At 71.0% G+C, this 14,793-nt stretch carries 16 protein-coding genes; 11 read left to right on the top strand and 5 right to left on the bottom strand.

What is annotated here, in order from left to right:
• Positions 1–2: 2 nt before the first annotated feature.
• Genes HUN08_RS14385 through HUN08_RS14415 form a run of 7 tightly spaced genes read left to right on the top strand, consistent with a single transcriptional unit; the run spans position 3 to position 6,370 of the window.
• Complete coding sequence (locus HUN08_RS14385) at positions 3–560, top strand: hypothetical protein (RefSeq protein WP_165353399.1); 558 nt, start codon at positions 3–5, stop codon at positions 558–560.
• Complete coding sequence (locus HUN08_RS14390; protein ID WP_165353400.1) at positions 557–2,146, top strand: pyruvate, phosphate dikinase; 1,590 nt, start codon at positions 557–559, stop codon at positions 2,144–2,146. Before HUN08_RS14385 ends, HUN08_RS14390 begins: the two co-directional genes overlap by 4 nt.
• Positions 2,143–3,642, top strand: coding sequence for an aldehyde dehydrogenase family protein (locus HUN08_RS14395; RefSeq protein WP_129624300.1), 1,500 nt, complete (start codon positions 2,143–2,145; stop codon positions 3,640–3,642). Before HUN08_RS14390 ends, HUN08_RS14395 begins: the two co-directional genes overlap by 4 nt.
• Complete coding sequence (locus tag HUN08_RS14400; protein ID WP_165353401.1) at positions 3,639–4,799, top strand: NAD/NADP octopine/nopaline dehydrogenase family protein; 1,161 nt, start codon at positions 3,639–3,641, stop codon at positions 4,797–4,799. Before HUN08_RS14395 ends, HUN08_RS14400 begins: the two co-directional genes overlap by 4 nt.
• Positions 4,796–5,062 (top strand): EutN/CcmL family microcompartment protein, encoded by a 267-nt coding sequence (locus HUN08_RS14405; protein WP_124248563.1) that lies wholly within the window; start codon positions 4,796–4,798, stop codon positions 5,060–5,062. The genes HUN08_RS14400 and HUN08_RS14405 overlap by 4 nt, the downstream gene beginning before the upstream one ends.
• 59 nt (positions 5,063–5,121) lie before the next feature.
• Entirely contained in the window at positions 5,122–5,436 is a 315-nt protein-coding gene (locus HUN08_RS14410) for a BMC domain-containing protein (RefSeq protein WP_124248562.1), read from the top strand.
• A 4-nt stretch (positions 5,437–5,440) separates the two neighbouring features.
• Positions 5,441–6,370 (top strand): hypothetical protein, encoded by a 930-nt coding sequence (locus HUN08_RS14415; protein ID WP_124248561.1) that lies wholly within the window; start codon positions 5,441–5,443, stop codon positions 6,368–6,370.
• A 1-nt stretch (position 6,371) separates the two neighbouring features.
• On the opposite strand, the gene HUN08_RS14420 is transcribed toward HUN08_RS14415, so the two are convergent.
• Positions 6,372–6,818 (bottom strand): nitroreductase family deazaflavin-dependent oxidoreductase, encoded by a 447-nt coding sequence (locus HUN08_RS14420; protein ID WP_124248560.1) that lies wholly within the window; start codon positions 6,816–6,818, stop codon positions 6,372–6,374.
• Positions 6,819–6,928: 110 nt separating this feature from the next.
• Here HUN08_RS14420 and HUN08_RS14425 point away from each other — a divergent pair, with 110 nt between their 5' ends.
• Positions 6,929–7,606, top strand: a complete 678-nt coding sequence (locus HUN08_RS14425) for a TetR/AcrR family transcriptional regulator (protein ID WP_124248559.1) — start codon at positions 6,929–6,931, stop codon at positions 7,604–7,606.
• Between the two features lie 34 nt (positions 7,607–7,640).
• Here HUN08_RS14425 and HUN08_RS14430 read toward each other — a convergent pair whose 3' ends face one another.
• From HUN08_RS14430 to HUN08_RS14445, 4 genes are all read right to left on the bottom strand, one after another.
• Positions 7,641–8,258 carry a hypothetical protein gene (locus tag HUN08_RS14430; RefSeq protein ID WP_124248558.1) on the bottom strand — a complete coding sequence of 206 codons (618 nt, stop codon included), beginning with the start codon at positions 8,256–8,258 and terminating at the stop codon, positions 7,641–7,643.
• Between the two features lie 118 nt (positions 8,259–8,376).
• Positions 8,377–8,934, bottom strand: coding sequence for a hypothetical protein (locus HUN08_RS14435; protein WP_124248557.1), 558 nt, complete (start codon positions 8,932–8,934; stop codon positions 8,377–8,379).
• A 137-nt stretch (positions 8,935–9,071) separates the two neighbouring features.
• A complete protein-coding gene (locus HUN08_RS14440; protein WP_124248556.1) occupies positions 9,072–9,956 on the bottom strand; it encodes an exodeoxyribonuclease III in 885 nt (294 codons plus the stop codon).
• Between the two features lie 22 nt (positions 9,957–9,978).
• Positions 9,979–10,695 (bottom strand): FadR/GntR family transcriptional regulator, encoded by a 717-nt coding sequence (locus tag HUN08_RS14445; RefSeq protein ID WP_124248555.1) that lies wholly within the window; start codon positions 10,693–10,695, stop codon positions 9,979–9,981.
• 56 nt (positions 10,696–10,751) lie between these two features.
• Here HUN08_RS14445 and HUN08_RS14450 point away from each other — a divergent pair, with 56 nt between their 5' ends.
• The 3 genes from HUN08_RS14450 (at position 10,752) to katG (ending at position 14,788) form a co-directional block, all read left to right on the top strand.
• Positions 10,752–11,978, top strand: a complete 1,227-nt coding sequence (locus tag HUN08_RS14450; protein ID WP_124248554.1) for an MFS transporter — start codon at positions 10,752–10,754, stop codon at positions 11,976–11,978.
• A gap of 100 nt (positions 11,979–12,078) precedes the next feature.
• Positions 12,079–12,540, top strand: a complete 462-nt coding sequence (locus HUN08_RS14455) for a Fur family transcriptional regulator (RefSeq protein WP_124248553.1) — start codon at positions 12,079–12,081, stop codon at positions 12,538–12,540.
• 25 nt (positions 12,541–12,565) lie between these two features.
• Positions 12,566–14,788, top strand: coding sequence for a catalase/peroxidase HPI (gene katG, locus HUN08_RS14460; RefSeq protein ID WP_124248552.1), 2,223 nt, complete (start codon positions 12,566–12,568; stop codon positions 14,786–14,788).
• The last annotated feature ends 5 nt before the right edge of the window (positions 14,789–14,793 follow it).

A 14,793-nucleotide genomic window follows, 5' to 3' on the forward strand; every position in this document is an offset into this window, starting at 1 on the left:
CCATGACCGACGAGTTCGACATCCTGCACGCGCTGCGCATCAAGGGGCGCGTGCCGGCCGACCAGGTCGGTGCCGACCCCGCCGCGCTCGCGGCCGCGGCCGACGCCGGCCTGGTGAAGGTGACCGAGCGCGGCGCGCTGCTCACCGGGCCGGGGCTGCTCCGGCACGGTCGGCTCCTCGCCGCGCAGGTCGCCGCGGCCGACGGGGACGGACTCGCCCGCGCCTACGACCGCTTCCTCCAGGTCAACCCGGGGGTGAAGGAGGCCTGCTCGCGGTGGCAGGCTGCCGGAGCCGAGGCGACCGACGACGACCTGTTCGCCGCCGTCGATTCACTCGAGCGCGCGTTCTCCCGCATCGACCGGCCGCTCGCCGGGATCGCCGGGGACTTCCCCCGCTTCGGCGGCTATCGCGCCCGCCTCCAGGCGGCACTGGAACGCGCCGGCGAGGGCCGACGCGAGGCCGTCGCCGACCCGGGGCCGGAATCGTTTCACACCGCCTGGTTCGAGTGCCACGAGGACTTCCTGGTGTCGCTCGGGCGCGACCGCGAGGAGGACGAGTGATCACCGATACCGCGCGCCTCGTCGTCGGGTTCCGCGAGGCGGCGCAACCGGACCGCGCGCTGCTCGGCGGCAAGGGCGCCGGCCTCGTCGAGATGACCGCCCTGGGCATTCCGGTGCCGCCCGGCTTCATCCTCACCACCGCGTGCGGCTCCGCATTCGCCGCCACGGACGGACTGCCCGAGTCCGCACGGGCCGCCGTCGCCGCCCACCTCGCCGAGGTGGAGATTGTGCTCGGCCGACGTTTCGGTGCGCTCGACGACCCGCTGCTCGTCTCCGTGCGCTCGGGGGCACCGGTCTCGATGCCGGGGATGATGGACACGATCCTCAACGTCGGCCTGACCCCGGCATCGGCCGCCCGGCTCGCCGTAGCCTCCGGGGACGCGCGGTTCGCCTACTCCAGCTTCGAACACCTCCTCGACGGCTTCGCGACGTCGGTGCGCAACCTGCCGCCGGACGTCGTCGACGACGCCGTCGAAGGACTCGATCGCGACACCGCCGAGGGCGCCCGGCAGCGCTGCGCCGCGCTGCTGACGGCTATCGAGGAGGAGTCCGGCGCGCCCTTCCCCGATCCGGCCGGCCAGCTCGAGGAGGCGATCGCCGCGGTCTTCTCGTCGTGGGACGGCCGCCGCGCCCGGGCCTACCGCAAACACAAGGGCATCGACGACTCGATCGGCACCGCGGTCGTCATCCAGGCGATGGTCTACGGGAACCGCGGCGACACCTCCGGCAGCGGTGTCGTGTTCACGCGCGACCCGGCCTCCGGCGCCCCCGGCGCCTGCGGGGAGTATCTGGCGCGCGCCCAGGGCGAGGACGTCGTCTCCGGCGAGTTCGAGTCCGCCGGACTCGATTCACTCGCCGCCGCGCTGCCGAACACCTATGCCGAGCTGACCGCCATCCTCGACCGGCTCGAGCGGCACGCGCGCGACATGTGCGACGTCGAGTTCACCGTCGAGGACGAGAGGGTCTGGATCCTGCAGACCCGCGTCGGACAGCGCAGCAGCCGCGCGGCGGTGCGCATCGCCGTCGACCTCGCCCGCGACGGCGTCATCGAGCCCGCCGAGGCCGTCCGCCGGATCGACGCGCGCGACCTCGCCCGCCTGCCGCGCACCGCCGACCCCGAGCCGCCGGAAGGGGCGCTCGTCGCGCGCGGTACGCCGTCGTCATGCGGCGCGGCGACCGGTGCCGCCGTCTTCGACGCCGATACCGCCGCCGACTACGCCGAGCAGGGGTGCGCGGTGGTGCTGATCCGCCCGACCACCTCGCCGGCCGACATGGCCGGACTCATCGCGGCGGCGGCCGTCGTCACCGGGCGCGGCGGCCCGATGTCGCATGCCGCGGTCGTCGCGCGCGGCATGGACCGGCCCGCGGTCTGCGGCGTCGGGCCGGTCGTGATCGCCGCCGACGGGCGCTCCGCGACGGTCGACGGCCGCCCGGTCGTCCTCGGCGACCCGGTGACCGTCGACGGCGACAACGGGTGGATCGCCCGCGGCGAGCTGCCCCTCGCCGATGCCGCCGACGACCCCGACTACCACCAGTACCTGCGGTGGCGCGAAACGCTCCACGGCACGAGTGAGGAGAAGGCGTGACCACCACGGCCGAACGCAACCGCACCGAGGTCGCCGCCCTTGTGGCGCAGGCCCAACGGGTCGCGAAGGCGCCCCGAATCGCCGGGACCGCGCGCCCCGCGCGCACGGCGCCGACTCCGGCGGCCACCCGCCGACCGGCCGCACCACCGTCCCCACCTGGACCGACCGCCGCCACGGCCGTCGACGCCGCGGTGCGGCGGGCGCGCGCGGCCCGCCTGGCATTGCGCTCGACGACGCTGGACCAGCGCGCGGCCGCCATCGCGGCGGTGCGCGAGGCGGGTGTCGCCACCGCCGCTGACATCGCGCGGCTGGGCCACGACGAGACCGGGCTGGGACGGTATGACGACAAGGTCGTGATGGCGCGCACCGCGGCGCTCAAGACCCCGGGCACCGAACTGCTCGTGCCCGCCTATTCCGGCTCCGGCCTGTCGGTGTCCCGGCAGCGCCCGGCGGCCTACGGGGTGATCGCCTCGGTGCTGCCGATGACCGTCCCCAACGAGGCGGTCGTCTCCCATACCATCGCGATGGTCAGCGGCGGCAACGCCGTCGTCTTCATGGCGCATCCGTCGGCGGCCAGGACCACCGGTGCCACCGTCGAGATGTGCTCACGCGCCCTGGCCGGTGCCGGACTGCCGGCCGACGCGGTGACGCTGGTCGAGGCGTCCGGATCGGAGGCCGCGGTCGAACTCATGCGCCACCCCGACATCGACCTGCTCGTCGTCACCGGCGGCGGCGGTGTGGTGGCCGAGGCGATGAAGGTTCCGGTGAAGGCCATCTGCGCCGGTCCGGGCAACACCCCGGTGATCATCGACGAGACCGCCGACCCGAGCGCGGCGGCCGCATGCGTCTACCTCGGCTCCTCCTTCGACAACACGATCGGCTGCGTCCAGGAGAAGGAGGTCTTCGTCCCGCACGCCGCGGCCAAGGACTTCGTCACGGCGATGGGCTCCGCCGGCGCGCACATCGCCACGCCGACCGAGATCGACGCCCTGACCGACCTGCTGCTGACCGATCCCCGGCCCCGCACCGGGTCACCGGTGAATCGCGACTTCATCGGCCGCGACGCCTCGGTGATCCTCGACGCCATCGGTTCCCCCGGCGCCGCGGGAGATCCGCGCTCGGTGGTCGCCGTCGTCGAGCCGAACCACCCGTTCATCTGGAGCGAGATGCTGCTCCCCGTCCTCGCCGTCTGCCCCACCGCGTCGGCCGACGACGCCCTGGAGAAGGCGTTGGAGGCCGAACACGGCAACCGGCACTCGTCGGTGATCCACTCCCGCGATCCGCGGTTCCTCGCCGCCTGCGAGCAGGCACTCGACGTCAACGTCCTGGTGCGCAACTCGCCGTCCTTCGCGTCGGTGGGCGTCGGATCGGCGCAACCGTTCACCGTCACGCTCGCGTCCCGCACCGGCGAGGGGCCCACGACGGCTCGTGACTTCGTCCGCCACCACCACGTCATCGATTCGATTTCCAACGGATGGGCAGGGGATCCCGCATGAGCTACTCCGACTACGTCTTCGACGTCCTAGGCGACGCGGGCTCCGGCCGCGGCCGGTTCACCGCCGGCGCGCACACCACCGCCCCACCCGCCCGCCGGCCCTTCGGCCGGGCACTGCGCTCCCCGACCGCGAACCCCGGTCGCGGCCGGTTCGGCGTCTTGGCACCGGCCGAGGGCGGCACGACGGCCCGCTTCACCGGTGGCCGGGTCGCCCGCGCACACCTCCCGGCCGACTCCGCGGCACACCCGGCCACCGAGACGGTCGCGATGCTCGGTTCCGCCTTCGCCGCCGATCAGGCCGAGCGAGACGCGCGCGCCACCGGCTGGCACACCGCGCGGGTACCGCTGTTCCCCTTCGAGGGGGCCGACAGCCTCGTCGAGGGGCGCCCGGCGGCGTTGGCGGAGGCGAGCATCGTCGTCGTCGCGACTCCGGCGGCCACCCACCCGACGCTGACGGTGCTGCTGCGGGATTGCCTGCGCCCCGGCGCGCTGCTCGTCCTCGCACCCGGCGCCCCTGGCGCCGCGGATGAATTCGCGGCCGCCCTCGACGGCATCGTCGTCGCCGAGACCGGTTGGGCGCCTTGGCAATCGGTCCGGGACGCGACGGTCCCGACCGGACCGGTCCCGCTTGCCGCGGCCCAACCCGGAGCCGCCACCGACATATCGCGACGACTCGCTCCGCTCTTCGCCTCGGTGCCGGTCGCGTCCACCGCGTGGACGGCGCTGTACTCGCCGGACACGCTGCTGCGCACCGCGCCGATGCTGTTGCTGCCCGACGCCGCGCCCACGACCCTCGGCCAGGCGGTGGCAGATCCCGCGGTCGCGCCGGTGCTCGCCGCCCTCGACGAGGAGCGCGCCGCCGTCGCCGCGGCCCTCGGGCTGTCGGTACCGCGCCTTGCGCCCGCGCTCGCCGAACTGCTGGGCACCCGGGCCGACTCGATCGCCTCGGCGCTCGGCCGGCTCGCCGACGGCCCGGTGTGCGGCGACCCCGACCTCGTGCCCTACGGCCTGGTCCCGACGGTCGCGCTCGCCAGTCGCGCCGGGGTCGCGGCCCCGGTCGCGCAGAGCCTCGTCGACATCGCGGACAAGCTACTCGGAAACGACTTCACCCTTGCCGGGAGATCGCAGATCCACGTCGACCTCGGGGTGCGGTCATGATGCTCGGCACCGTCTCCGGGACGGTCGCCGCCACCATCCGCTCCGGCTCCCTCTCCGGTCAGGCGCTCGTGACGGTCAGCATCGCGACCGGCTCCGGCGAGCGGACCGTCGTCGCCTGCAACCCGCTCTCCGCCGGGTTGGGCGAGCGGGTGCTCCTGGCCCGCGGCGCGGCGGCCCGTCACGCCCTCGGCCTGCCCGACTCTGCCGTCGATGCCGCGGTCGTCGCCATCGTCGACGAGAAGGCGTCAGCACCGAAATCGTGACCCCGCCCGGGTCAATGCAGTTGAACCACAACAACACCCACCAAGAAAGAAGGAACACCATGTCTGAAGCACTCGGAATGATCGAGGTCCGCGGCATCGCCAGTGCCGTCGACGCCGCCGACGCCGCCGTGAAGTCGGCCAACGTCGACGTTGTCGGCTGGAAGAACGTCGGGAGCGGTATCCACGCCGTCTTCCTGCGCGGCGACGTCGGGGCGGTCAAGGCGGCCACCGACGCCGCGGCCAACTCGGTCGGCATGCTCGGCAGCGACCTGCTCGTCGGCGTACACGTCATCGCCCGCCCGCACGAGGACACGCAGCGCCTGCTCGACGGCTATCTGGGGACGGCGCCGGCCGGCCGCGGAAAGTCGGCCTGACCCGATGCTGACCGTCTACGACGAGCTCCCGCACCCGGCGCGCGACGATCCGCACTGGCGAGAGAGTTGGTACCTCAACTTCTTCGACCACTCGCAGGAGGTTTACGGGATCGCGTGGATGGGCGTCCGTCCGCCGAAGGGCCACGGGGAACTGCTGTTCGCGATCGGCGAGGGCAATGCCTTCCTCCACAAGTTCGAGAATTTCGCCATCCCGATCCCGGCCGACATCGGGCGCGAGCGCACCGGTTTCGGCCCGGCGGAGTTCACCGTCGTCGAGCCGTACAAACGCTGGAACGTCGATTTCCGCGACGGCGACGTCGAGGCCCATCTGGAATGGGAGGCACTGACCCCGGTCTACAACTGGGAGTGGTGGGCCTCCACGAAGAGCTGGCACTTCCAGCACCCCGGTCGGATCACCGGCACCATCCGGATCGGCGACCGGAGGATCGACTTCACCGGGATGGGTGAGCGGGACCGGGCCTGGGGCCAGCGCGACAACGCCGGGTTCCGCGCGGTGCACTGGATGACCTCCCAGTTCCCGAGTGGGACCTGTCTGGAGGCCATGCACATCCAGGGGCCCACCGAGGGGGAGCTCTACGGCTTCGCCCATCGGGACGGCCGGTCCGAGTTGATCGTCGACTACGAACTCGACATCGCGTACGCCTACCCCGGCGGCCCGCCGGCCTCGGCGCTCATCACGATGACCGACGAGGCCGGCCGCGACTACCGCCTGGAGCAGGAAATCATGAACGTCTTCAGCATGGGCCAGGCCGACGCGGGCGAGGAGGCGCGGCAGTTCTTCACCTTCAACCGCTACCGCCTCGACGGTGAGCCCGGCTACGGGATGATGGACCACTGGTGGGGTGACGCCACCGCGCTCGCCGACCGCTACACCGCGCGCGGCCGGAATCTCGGCGAGCTGCTGAGCATCTGATTCACGACACCACGAAGACCGGGATCTTGCCCGCGTGGGCGGCCAGCTCGGCGACGTCGGCGTCCACGTCGACACCCTCGGGCAGCAGGCGCGCGACCTCCCACCCCCACTTCTTCAGGTAGGCGGCGAGGATCGGGGCCCGGTCGGCGACGGGGAGTTCTCGGAGCGTGACCGATGCGCTGTGCCGTCCGCGGCTCAGTGTCGCGGTCCCCGATGCGCGGACGTTGCGCACCCAGTCGGTCTCGCCCCGGACCGAGACGAGGTAGTCGCGGCCGTCGAGCCGCAGCGGGTTCACCGGGAGTCGGTGCGGCTTGCCGCTCGTGCGCCCGGTGACGGTCAGCACGCGCGTGCCGGCGAGGCTGACCCCCTTGTCGGTGATCCACCGGACCGTGTTGTTCATCGCCCGGTCGAATCGGCTGGGGGTCGCGTAGCGGGTCGTCTCGTTCATGGTTGCTTCCTCTCGGTTATACGAGAGCACCGCTCTCGTTTCTTCGAGTGTGCGCGCCATTGGACCAAAAATCAAGAGCACTGCTCTCGTTTTATGGCAGGATCGCTCGCATGGCAGCAACCAAACGGGCCGAGAACCGGGCGACGATGACCGCGCAGATCCTGCGCCTGGGCCGTGAGCACCTCTCGACGCACGGCGCGGCGGGCCTCTCGTTGCGGGCGATCGCGCGGGACATGGGCGTCGCGTCCTCGGCGGTGTACCGCTACGTCCCCAGCCGCGACGAGTTGCTGACGCTGCTCCTCGTCGAGGCCTACGACGACGTCGCCGACCGCGTCGACGAGGCGATGGCCGACGGCGGGTCGGTCCGCGAACGCATCGTGACCGGCGCGCGGGCGATGCGGCGGTGGGCCGTCGCCGACCCCGCCCGCTGGGCGTTGCTCTACGGCAGCCCGGTGCCCGGATACGCTGCCCCGAGCGAGCGGACCGTCGAACCCGGGACACGCGTCGTCGGGGCGCTGCTGCGCGTGATCGCCGACGCCGAGCGCACCGGTGACCTGCGCGACAACCTGCCACCACCGGATCCGGGTGTGACCCTGGACGCCGTCGGCGCCGAGTTCGCCGTCGAACTCTCACCGGCGGCCGTCCAGGCGGCGACGCTGCTGTGGGCGGCGATCATCGGGGCGATCAGCCTGGAGGTCTTCGGCCAATACGGCCCCGACTCCTTCGGCTCCCCCGAGGCGCTGTTCACCGGCCAGATCGAACTCGCGCTCTCCACGCTGCTCCGCTGAGCGGCGCGACGTCGAGGCGCGCGACGAGGAGAGATCAGCCCGGCATGTTCCACCACGTCCAGAAGGCGCGGATGGTCTCGCCGTGATACCGGTCGCCCCAGCGCCCGCGACCACAGTTGTCGTAGCCGATGTAGGCGCCGATGGCCGCACCGATGGCGATCGGGATGATCAGGAAGAACAGCAGTGCGCCGATCAGCGCGCCGATGGCGGTCGGGCCCGAGGCACATCCCCAGTTCTGGTTCGCCAGGTAGTTCAACTGACCCCAGGCCTGCCCCTTGTTCTTGGGCCGCGGCAACGGGCGCCGGAACGGGTCGGCCGCCTCCCGACGGCCGATCGGCGTGAGGACCGCGGACTTCGCGTCGGCCGCGACGCGGGCCTGCACCGGGTAGGTCTGACCCGTACGCGTCTGAATCCTCAACGGCACACGGTCCTTGACCACCCCGGCCGGGTTCACGAGTCGCAGTTCCGAGCCGACCCGGGCGATCGAACCGGAGACCACATTCACCCGGACGGCGTCGCCGATGACCGATACGCGCACCGGACCGGTGTCGACCGACGGCAGCGGTTGCGCCCCCGCGGTGCCGACGGGAATCACCAACAGGGCGGCAACCGCGGCGGCGAGCATCCCCAGAATCAACGTGAAACGCTTCATTTCTTCCCCTCTCGAGACAACCGCTGTCGAGTGGCAGCTATTGCGATCAGATCACGGTCCGCGACCGGGTTCATCGGGAAACCCGCAATTGACCCGGATTCTTTCGAACTCTCGCGGGCTAGGGCGTGTTCCACCACTTCACGGCGGCGCGCCACGTCGCACCGTGGTTGCAGGTGGTGTACCCGACGTAAGCACCGATGGCGGCACCGATCGGGACGGTGATCCACCCGAAGATGAGCAACCCGACGAGCAGGCCGATCAGCGCGCCGCCGCCGATGTAGCCGGCCGCACACGGCCAGTCCCGGTTGGCCTGCGCCGCCATGTTGTTCCACGCCCGATCCTTGGCCGCCGATGCCTGATGACGGACACCGGCGAGCGGGGCCAGACGGGCGGACTTGCGGTCGCCCGCCACCACCGCGCGGACCGATCCCGTCTTGCCCCGCGTCGCCACGGTCAACGGGATCTGCTCGGTGACCGCACCGCTCGCGTCCACGACCTGGAGCTCGTCCCCGACCTGCCGGAACACCCCGTTGCGGAGGTTCACGGTCAACGACTGCGAGTCACCCGCCGCCGTGACGGAGAGGTTCGGAGTGTGGATCGGGACCGACGGAGCCGCCCCCGCGGTGCCCGGCGGCACCACCATCAGCGCCACCACGAACGCCGCGATCGCGGCCACTATCGAACTGCATGTCTTCACCGAGAACCAACCCCTCCATCGACCGTCAAACCGTCCGGCGTCGAGACCCGAAAAAGGACTCAAAACGCCCGCACCAAGTCCATCACATCGACGATCCGACCGGAAGGGCCAACCGCTCACCGGCGGGCCTGCGGCGGCTTGCCGGCACCGCTGCGCTTCGCCGGGTTCGACGGCGGCGGCACGACCGGCCCGATGTCGCCGTCGGGCGCGTCGTCGAGGTCGACGATGACGGGTGCGTGGTCGCTGGGCTTGCTGCCCTTGCGGGCCTGCCGGTCCACGAAGGCGGCCGCGACCCGCGGTGCGACGTCGGCACCGGCCAGGATGAGGTCGATCCGCATCCCGAGGTCTTTGTGGAACATCCCGGCCCGGTAATCCCAGTAGCTGAAGACCCGCTCGTCGGGCCAGCGCCGGCGGATGACGTCGACGAGCCCGGCGTCGGCGACCACGGCCCCCAGCGCGGCACGCTCGGCATCGGTGACGTGGGTGTGCCCGACATAGGCGGCCGGGTCGTAGACGTCGTCGTCGGCCGGCGCGATGTTGATATCCCCGCAGACCAGCGCCGATGCCGGTCCCGCCCCGACGACGGCGTCGCGCAACGCGGCCAGCCAGGCCAACTTGTATTCGTAGTGATCCGTGCCGACCTCACGCCCGTTCGGCACGTACAGCGAGTAGACCCGCACCCCGCCGCAGACCGCCGAGACGGCGCGCGCCTCCGGGGTCCCCGCCGGATCGGGATACCCCGGCGTCTGCGGGAACGCCAGCTGCACGTCGTCGAGTCCGACTCGGGAGAGCAGCGCCACCCCGTTCCACTGGCCTTGCCCGTGATGCGCCCACCGGTAGCCGAGTTCGTCGAGTTGCGCGCCGATTGCGGCGTCGAACCCGGCGTCATCGAGCTTCGTCTCCTGCAGGCAGACCACGTCGGGCCGCCGCTCGGTCAGCCACGGCACCACCCGCGGCACCCGTGCGGCCAATGAGTTCACATTCCAGGTGGCGACGCGCATGCCACCCAAGGTACCCAGCGGCCTAGCGGGCCTCGTCGCGGATGCAGTCGAGCACGGCCTGCGCGGCCCGCGCGGCACCGTCGGCGTCGCCGGCGACGACGGCGTCGACGAGCGCGGTGTGCTCCTGCTCGAAGGAATCCTCCTCCCCGACCCGGTGCTCGGCGATGGTGCGGCGCAGGATCGGCAGCAGCAGGTCGTAGAAATCGAGGTAGAGCTCGTTGTGGCTCGCGACGACGATCGCGCGGTGGAGTTGGGTGTCGGCCTCGACCGCCGCATCCCCTCCTTCGGCGCCGGGGCCGTCGGGGCGCGCCCAGAGTTCGTTCCGGTGCGCCAGGGTCTGTCGCAGCATCGCGATGTCCTCGTCGTCGCGACGTGCGGCGGCCAACGACGCGGCCGTGACGTCGAGGGCTTCGCGCAGCTCGATGAGGTCGCGGCGCGCCGCCGCCGCGAAGTGGTCGCCCAGTGCGACCTCGTGCTCGGCGACGGCGAGGACGTAGGTGCCCGAGCCCTGACGGCGCTCCAGCACGCGGACGTGGACGAGCGCGCCCACCGCCTCGCGCAGCGTGTTGCGGGAGGCACCGAGCAGTTCGGCGAGTTCCGGCTCGGTGGGGATGCGCTCCCCGACCGCCCACTCGCCGTCGGCGATACGGCGCCGCAGGTCCTCGGTGACCTGGGCGATACGGGTGGCCCGCTGACCCGCCCGGTCCGCGGGCGCCGAAATTCGATTGGGCGATGTCATGGATTCATCCTATGATTTTCGAAGTACGGTAAATCATCCCATGAATTGGTGGCCACATGTTGGTGAACGACCCGCAACACGCACCCGCCCGCACCGGCGGCCCCACCCCGCGCGCCCTGCTCGCCGGGCGGGTGATCGTGCTCGTCGCAATCCTCGTGTTCGCGCTGTCGCTGCGCACCGCCGTCACGTCGATCGCACCGCTGCTGACCCGCATCTCCGGCGACATCGGCTTCGGCGCGACGACGATCGGCGTCCTGGGCATGATGCCGACCGCGATGTTCGGCTTGGCCGGCTTCGCCGCACCGGTGCTGAGCCGGCGGTACGGGCTGGAGCGGGTGACCCTCGCCGCCGTCGTCGCGACCGCCGTCGGCATCGCCGCCCGCGCGGGATCGGGCTCCACCGCGACCCTGCTCACCTGGTCGGCCATCGCCCTGATGGGCATGGGGATCGGCAACATCGTGATCCCGCCACTGGTCAAGCGCTATTTCGGTGACCGCGTCGCACTGTTGTCGACCGCCTACATCACCTGCGTCCAACTGGGCACCGCCGTGCCGGCCGCGCTGGCCGTCCCGGTCGCCGACGCCCACGGCTGGCGGCTGTCGCTCGGGATGTGGGCGCTGATCCCCCTCCTCGCGATCGGCCCGTGGATCAGCGTCATCCGCGCCCGGCGCCACCACGACGTCGCCGACCGCACCGGCGAACCCGACGCCCGGGTCACCGGGCTGTGGCGCTCACCGCTGGCTTGGGGCATGACCTTCATGTTCGGGATGACCTCGCTGGTGACCTACTCGCTGTTCACCTGGCTCCCGACCATGCTCACCGACGCGGGCGGCAGCGAGGGTCTGGGCGGGTCGATGCTGGCGCTGTTCTCCGCCCTGGGTTTCGTCGCGACACTGCTCGCCCCGACGATCTGTGCGCGCTTCGCCAACCCGTTCGCCTTCGTGCTCGTCTTCATGGCCTGCCTGCTGGCCGGCCTCGCCGGCATCCTGTGGATGCCGATGCACGCCACGGTGCTGTGGGTGGTGCTGCTGGGCCTCGGTCCGACAACCTTCCCGATGGCGCTGACCCTGATCAACCTGCGCACGCGCACCGACGCCGAGTCCGCGGCGCTGTCCGGATTCGCACAGGGCATCGGCTACCTGCTCGCCTGCGCCGGTCCGCTCCTGTTCGGCGTCCTCCACGAGGTGTCGCACGGCTGGACCGCACCGGTCGCCTTCCTCGTCGGGGCGATGGTCGCACTGACCCTCGGGGCGGCCATCGCCTGTCGGCCGAAGTTCCTCTGATCCGCTTCGAGACCCGGCCCCACTGACCCGCGGGTGGGACCAACTGCGTCAATTTCGCTAAATCTGTACTGAGTCAAGAAAAAGGGTGCACACTGGAGTCGTGCCGTCCACCGAGGAACTCACCGCAGCGCTCAGGTCCGCCGACCTGCGCGTCACGCGGCCCCGCGTGGCGGTGCTCGACGCGGTCCATCGGAATCCGCACGCCGACACCGACGGCGTGCTGACCCAGGTCCGCGCCGATTTGCCCGCCGTCTCCCGCCAAGCCGTCTACGACATCCTGGCCGCGTTCACCTCGGCCGGCCTGATCCGCCGCATCCAGCCGGCGGGCACCTTCGCCCGCTACGAGGCACGCGTCGGCGACAACCACCACCACGCCGTGTGCCGGGTCTGCGGCGCCATCACCGACATCGACTGCGCGACCGGCGAGGCCCCCTGCCTCGACGGCCCACTCCCGGACGCATTCGTCGTCGACGAGGCCGAGGTCATCTACTGGGGCACCTGCGCCCGGTGCCGCGCCGACGCCGATTCCCCACCACAGACTTCGCCAAGAAGACCCCGTTAGCTCCAGCCCAACGAAAGGACCAGAAATGCCTGATGCAGCAGAACTCGACGACGTCAACCAGTCCGACGCCACCTGTCCGGTGATGCACAACCTGAGCAAGCCGACGGAGGGATCGGCCAACCAGGAATGGTGGCCCACCCGCCTCAACCTGCGCCTGCTCGCCGCACACCAGCCGGTCTCCAACCCGATGGCGGGCGATGACTTCGACTACGCGAAGGAGTTCGAGAGCCTCGACCTCGACGAGGTCAAGGAAGACCTGAAGAAGGTCATGACCGACTCCAAGGAGTGGTGGCCGGCCGACTACGGCAACTACGTCGGCAACATGGTCCGCATGGCCTGGCACGCGGCCGGCACCTACCGCGTCCAGGACGGACGAGGCGGAGCGGGCAACGGCCAGCAGCGGTTCGCGCCGCTCAACAGCTGGCCCGACAACGTCGGCCTGGACAAGCCGCGCCGCCTGCTGTGGCCGGTGAAGAAGAAGTACGGCCGCAAACTGAGCTGGGCCGACCTGATCGTGCTCGCCGGCAACGTCGCCATGGAGAACTGTGGCTTCGAAACGCTCGGTTTCGCCGGTGGCCGCGCCGACCAGTACGAGGGCGACGACGAGACCTACTGGGGTCCGGAGACGACCTGGCTCGACGACAAGCGCTACACCGGTGAGCGCAATCTCGAGAACCCGCTCGCCGCGGTCCAGATGGGTCTGATCTACGTCAACCCGGAGGGCCCCAACGGCAAGCCCGATCCGCTGGCCGCGGCACAGGACATCCGTGAGACGTTCAAGCGGATGGCGATGAACGACGTGGAGACGGTCGCCCTCATCGCCGGCGGCCACACCTTCGGCAAGACCCACGGCGCCGGCGACGCCGAGAAGCACGTCGGCCCGGAGCCGGAGTCGGCACCCATCGAGCAGATGGGCTTGGGCTGGAAGAGCACCTTCAAGTCCGGCAAGGGTGCCGACACCATCCAGTCCGGCCTGGAGGGTGCGTGGAACAGCACCCCGACGACGTGGGACAACAACTTCTTCTGGACGTTGTTCGGCTACGAGTGGGAGCTGACGAAGAGCCCCGCCGGCGCCTACCAGTGGAAGCCGAAGGACGGCGCGGGTGCGACGAGCGTCCCCGACGCCGCCGACCCGAACAAGCGCCACGCGCCGATGATGCTCACGACCGACCTGGCGCTGCGCACCGATCCGGCCTACGAGAAGATCTCGCGGCACTTCCTGGACAACCCGCAGGAATTCGCCAAGGAGTACGCGAAGGCCTGGTTCAAGCTGACCCACCGCGACATGGGGCCGCGTACCCGCTACAAGGGCCCGGAGGTGCCCGAGGAGGTCTTCATCTGGCAGGACCCGATCCCCGACATCGACTACGCCCTCGTCGGCCCGAAGGAGGTCGCGGATCTGCGCCAGCGGATCGCGAAGTCCGGACTGTCGGTGGACCAGCTGGTGTCCACGGCGTGGGCCGGCGCCTCGAGCTACCGCAACAGCGACAAGCGCGGCGGCGCCAACGGTGCCCGCATCCGGCTGGAGCCGCAGCGCGGCTGGGCGGTGAACAACCCGGAGAAGCTCTCCAAGGTGCTCAAGAAGCTGGAGAAGATCCAGTCGGAGTTCAACGACGCGCAGACCGGCACCGTCCGCATCTCGCTGGCCGACCTGATCGTGCTGGCCGGCGGCGTCGGAGTCGAGCAGGCCGCCAACGCGGCCGGCCACCCGGTGAGCGTGCCGTTCCACCCGGGCCGCAACGATGCGACGCAGGAGCAGACCGACGTCGAGTCCTTCGAGTACCTCGAGCCCAAGGCGGACGGTTTCCGCAACTACCTGGGCAAGGGTTCGACGCAGCGCGGCGAGTACCTGCTCGTCGACAAGGCCAACCTGCTCGGCCTCTCGGCCCCGCAGATGGCGGTCCTCGTCGGCGGCCTGCGCGTACTCGGCGCCAACTACGACGGCTCCGACAAGGGTGTCTTCACCAAGACCCCCGGCGTGCTGACGAACGACTTCTTCACGACGATCACCGACATGGACGTCACGTGGGCCCCCAAGGCCGACGAGGAGGAGACCTACATCGGCACCGTCGGCGGCAAGAAGAAGTGGGTCGGCAGCCGCGTCGACCTGGCCTTCGGTTCCAACGCGGAACTGCGCGCGCTGTCCGAGGTGTACGGCGCCGACGACGCGCAGGAGAAGTTCGTCAACGACTTCGTCGACGCGTGGGTGAAGGTCATGGACAACGATCGGTTCGACCTGCACCGCTAGGTCCG

This window comes from Gordonia sp. X0973, assembly GCF_013348785.1.
In the GTDB taxonomy this organism is placed as follows: Bacteria; Actinomycetota; Actinomycetes; order Mycobacteriales; family Mycobacteriaceae; genus Gordonia.

What these genes read in the sequence shown, in the direction of transcription:
- HUN08_RS14385 (WP_165353399.1), top strand. Translation starts at nt 3, where the DNA reads ATGACCGACGAGTTCGACATCCTGCACGCGCTGCGCATCAAGGGGCGC.
- HUN08_RS14400 (WP_165353401.1), top strand. Translation starts at nt 3,639, where the DNA reads ATGAGCTACTCCGACTACGTCTTCGACGTCCTAGGCGACGCGGGCTCC.
- HUN08_RS14405 (WP_124248563.1), top strand. Translation starts at nt 4,796, where the DNA reads ATGATGCTCGGCACCGTCTCCGGGACGGTCGCCGCCACCATCCGCTCC.
- HUN08_RS14410 (WP_124248562.1), top strand. Translation starts at nt 5,122, where the DNA reads ATGTCTGAAGCACTCGGAATGATCGAGGTCCGCGGCATCGCCAGTGCC.
- HUN08_RS14415 (WP_124248561.1), top strand. Translation starts at nt 5,441, where the DNA reads ATGCTGACCGTCTACGACGAGCTCCCGCACCCGGCGCGCGACGATCCG.
- HUN08_RS14420 (WP_124248560.1), bottom strand. Translation starts at nt 6,818, where the DNA reads ATGAACGAGACGACCCGCTACGCGACCCCCAGCCGATTCGACCGGGCG.
- HUN08_RS14425 (WP_124248559.1), top strand. Translation starts at nt 6,929, where the DNA reads ATGGCAGCAACCAAACGGGCCGAGAACCGGGCGACGATGACCGCGCAG.
- HUN08_RS14430 (WP_124248558.1), bottom strand. Translation starts at nt 8,258, where the DNA reads ATGAAGCGTTTCACGTTGATTCTGGGGATGCTCGCCGCCGCGGTTGCC.
- HUN08_RS14440 (WP_124248556.1), bottom strand. Translation starts at nt 9,956, where the DNA reads ATGCGCGTCGCCACCTGGAATGTGAACTCATTGGCCGCACGGGTGCCG.
- HUN08_RS14445 (WP_124248555.1), bottom strand. Translation starts at nt 10,695, where the DNA reads ATGACATCGCCCAATCGAATTTCGGCGCCCGCGGACCGGGCGGGTCAG.
- HUN08_RS14450 (WP_124248554.1), top strand. Translation starts at nt 10,752, where the DNA reads ATGTTGGTGAACGACCCGCAACACGCACCCGCCCGCACCGGCGGCCCC.
- katG (WP_124248552.1), top strand. Translation starts at nt 12,566, where the DNA reads ATGCCTGATGCAGCAGAACTCGACGACGTCAACCAGTCCGACGCCACC.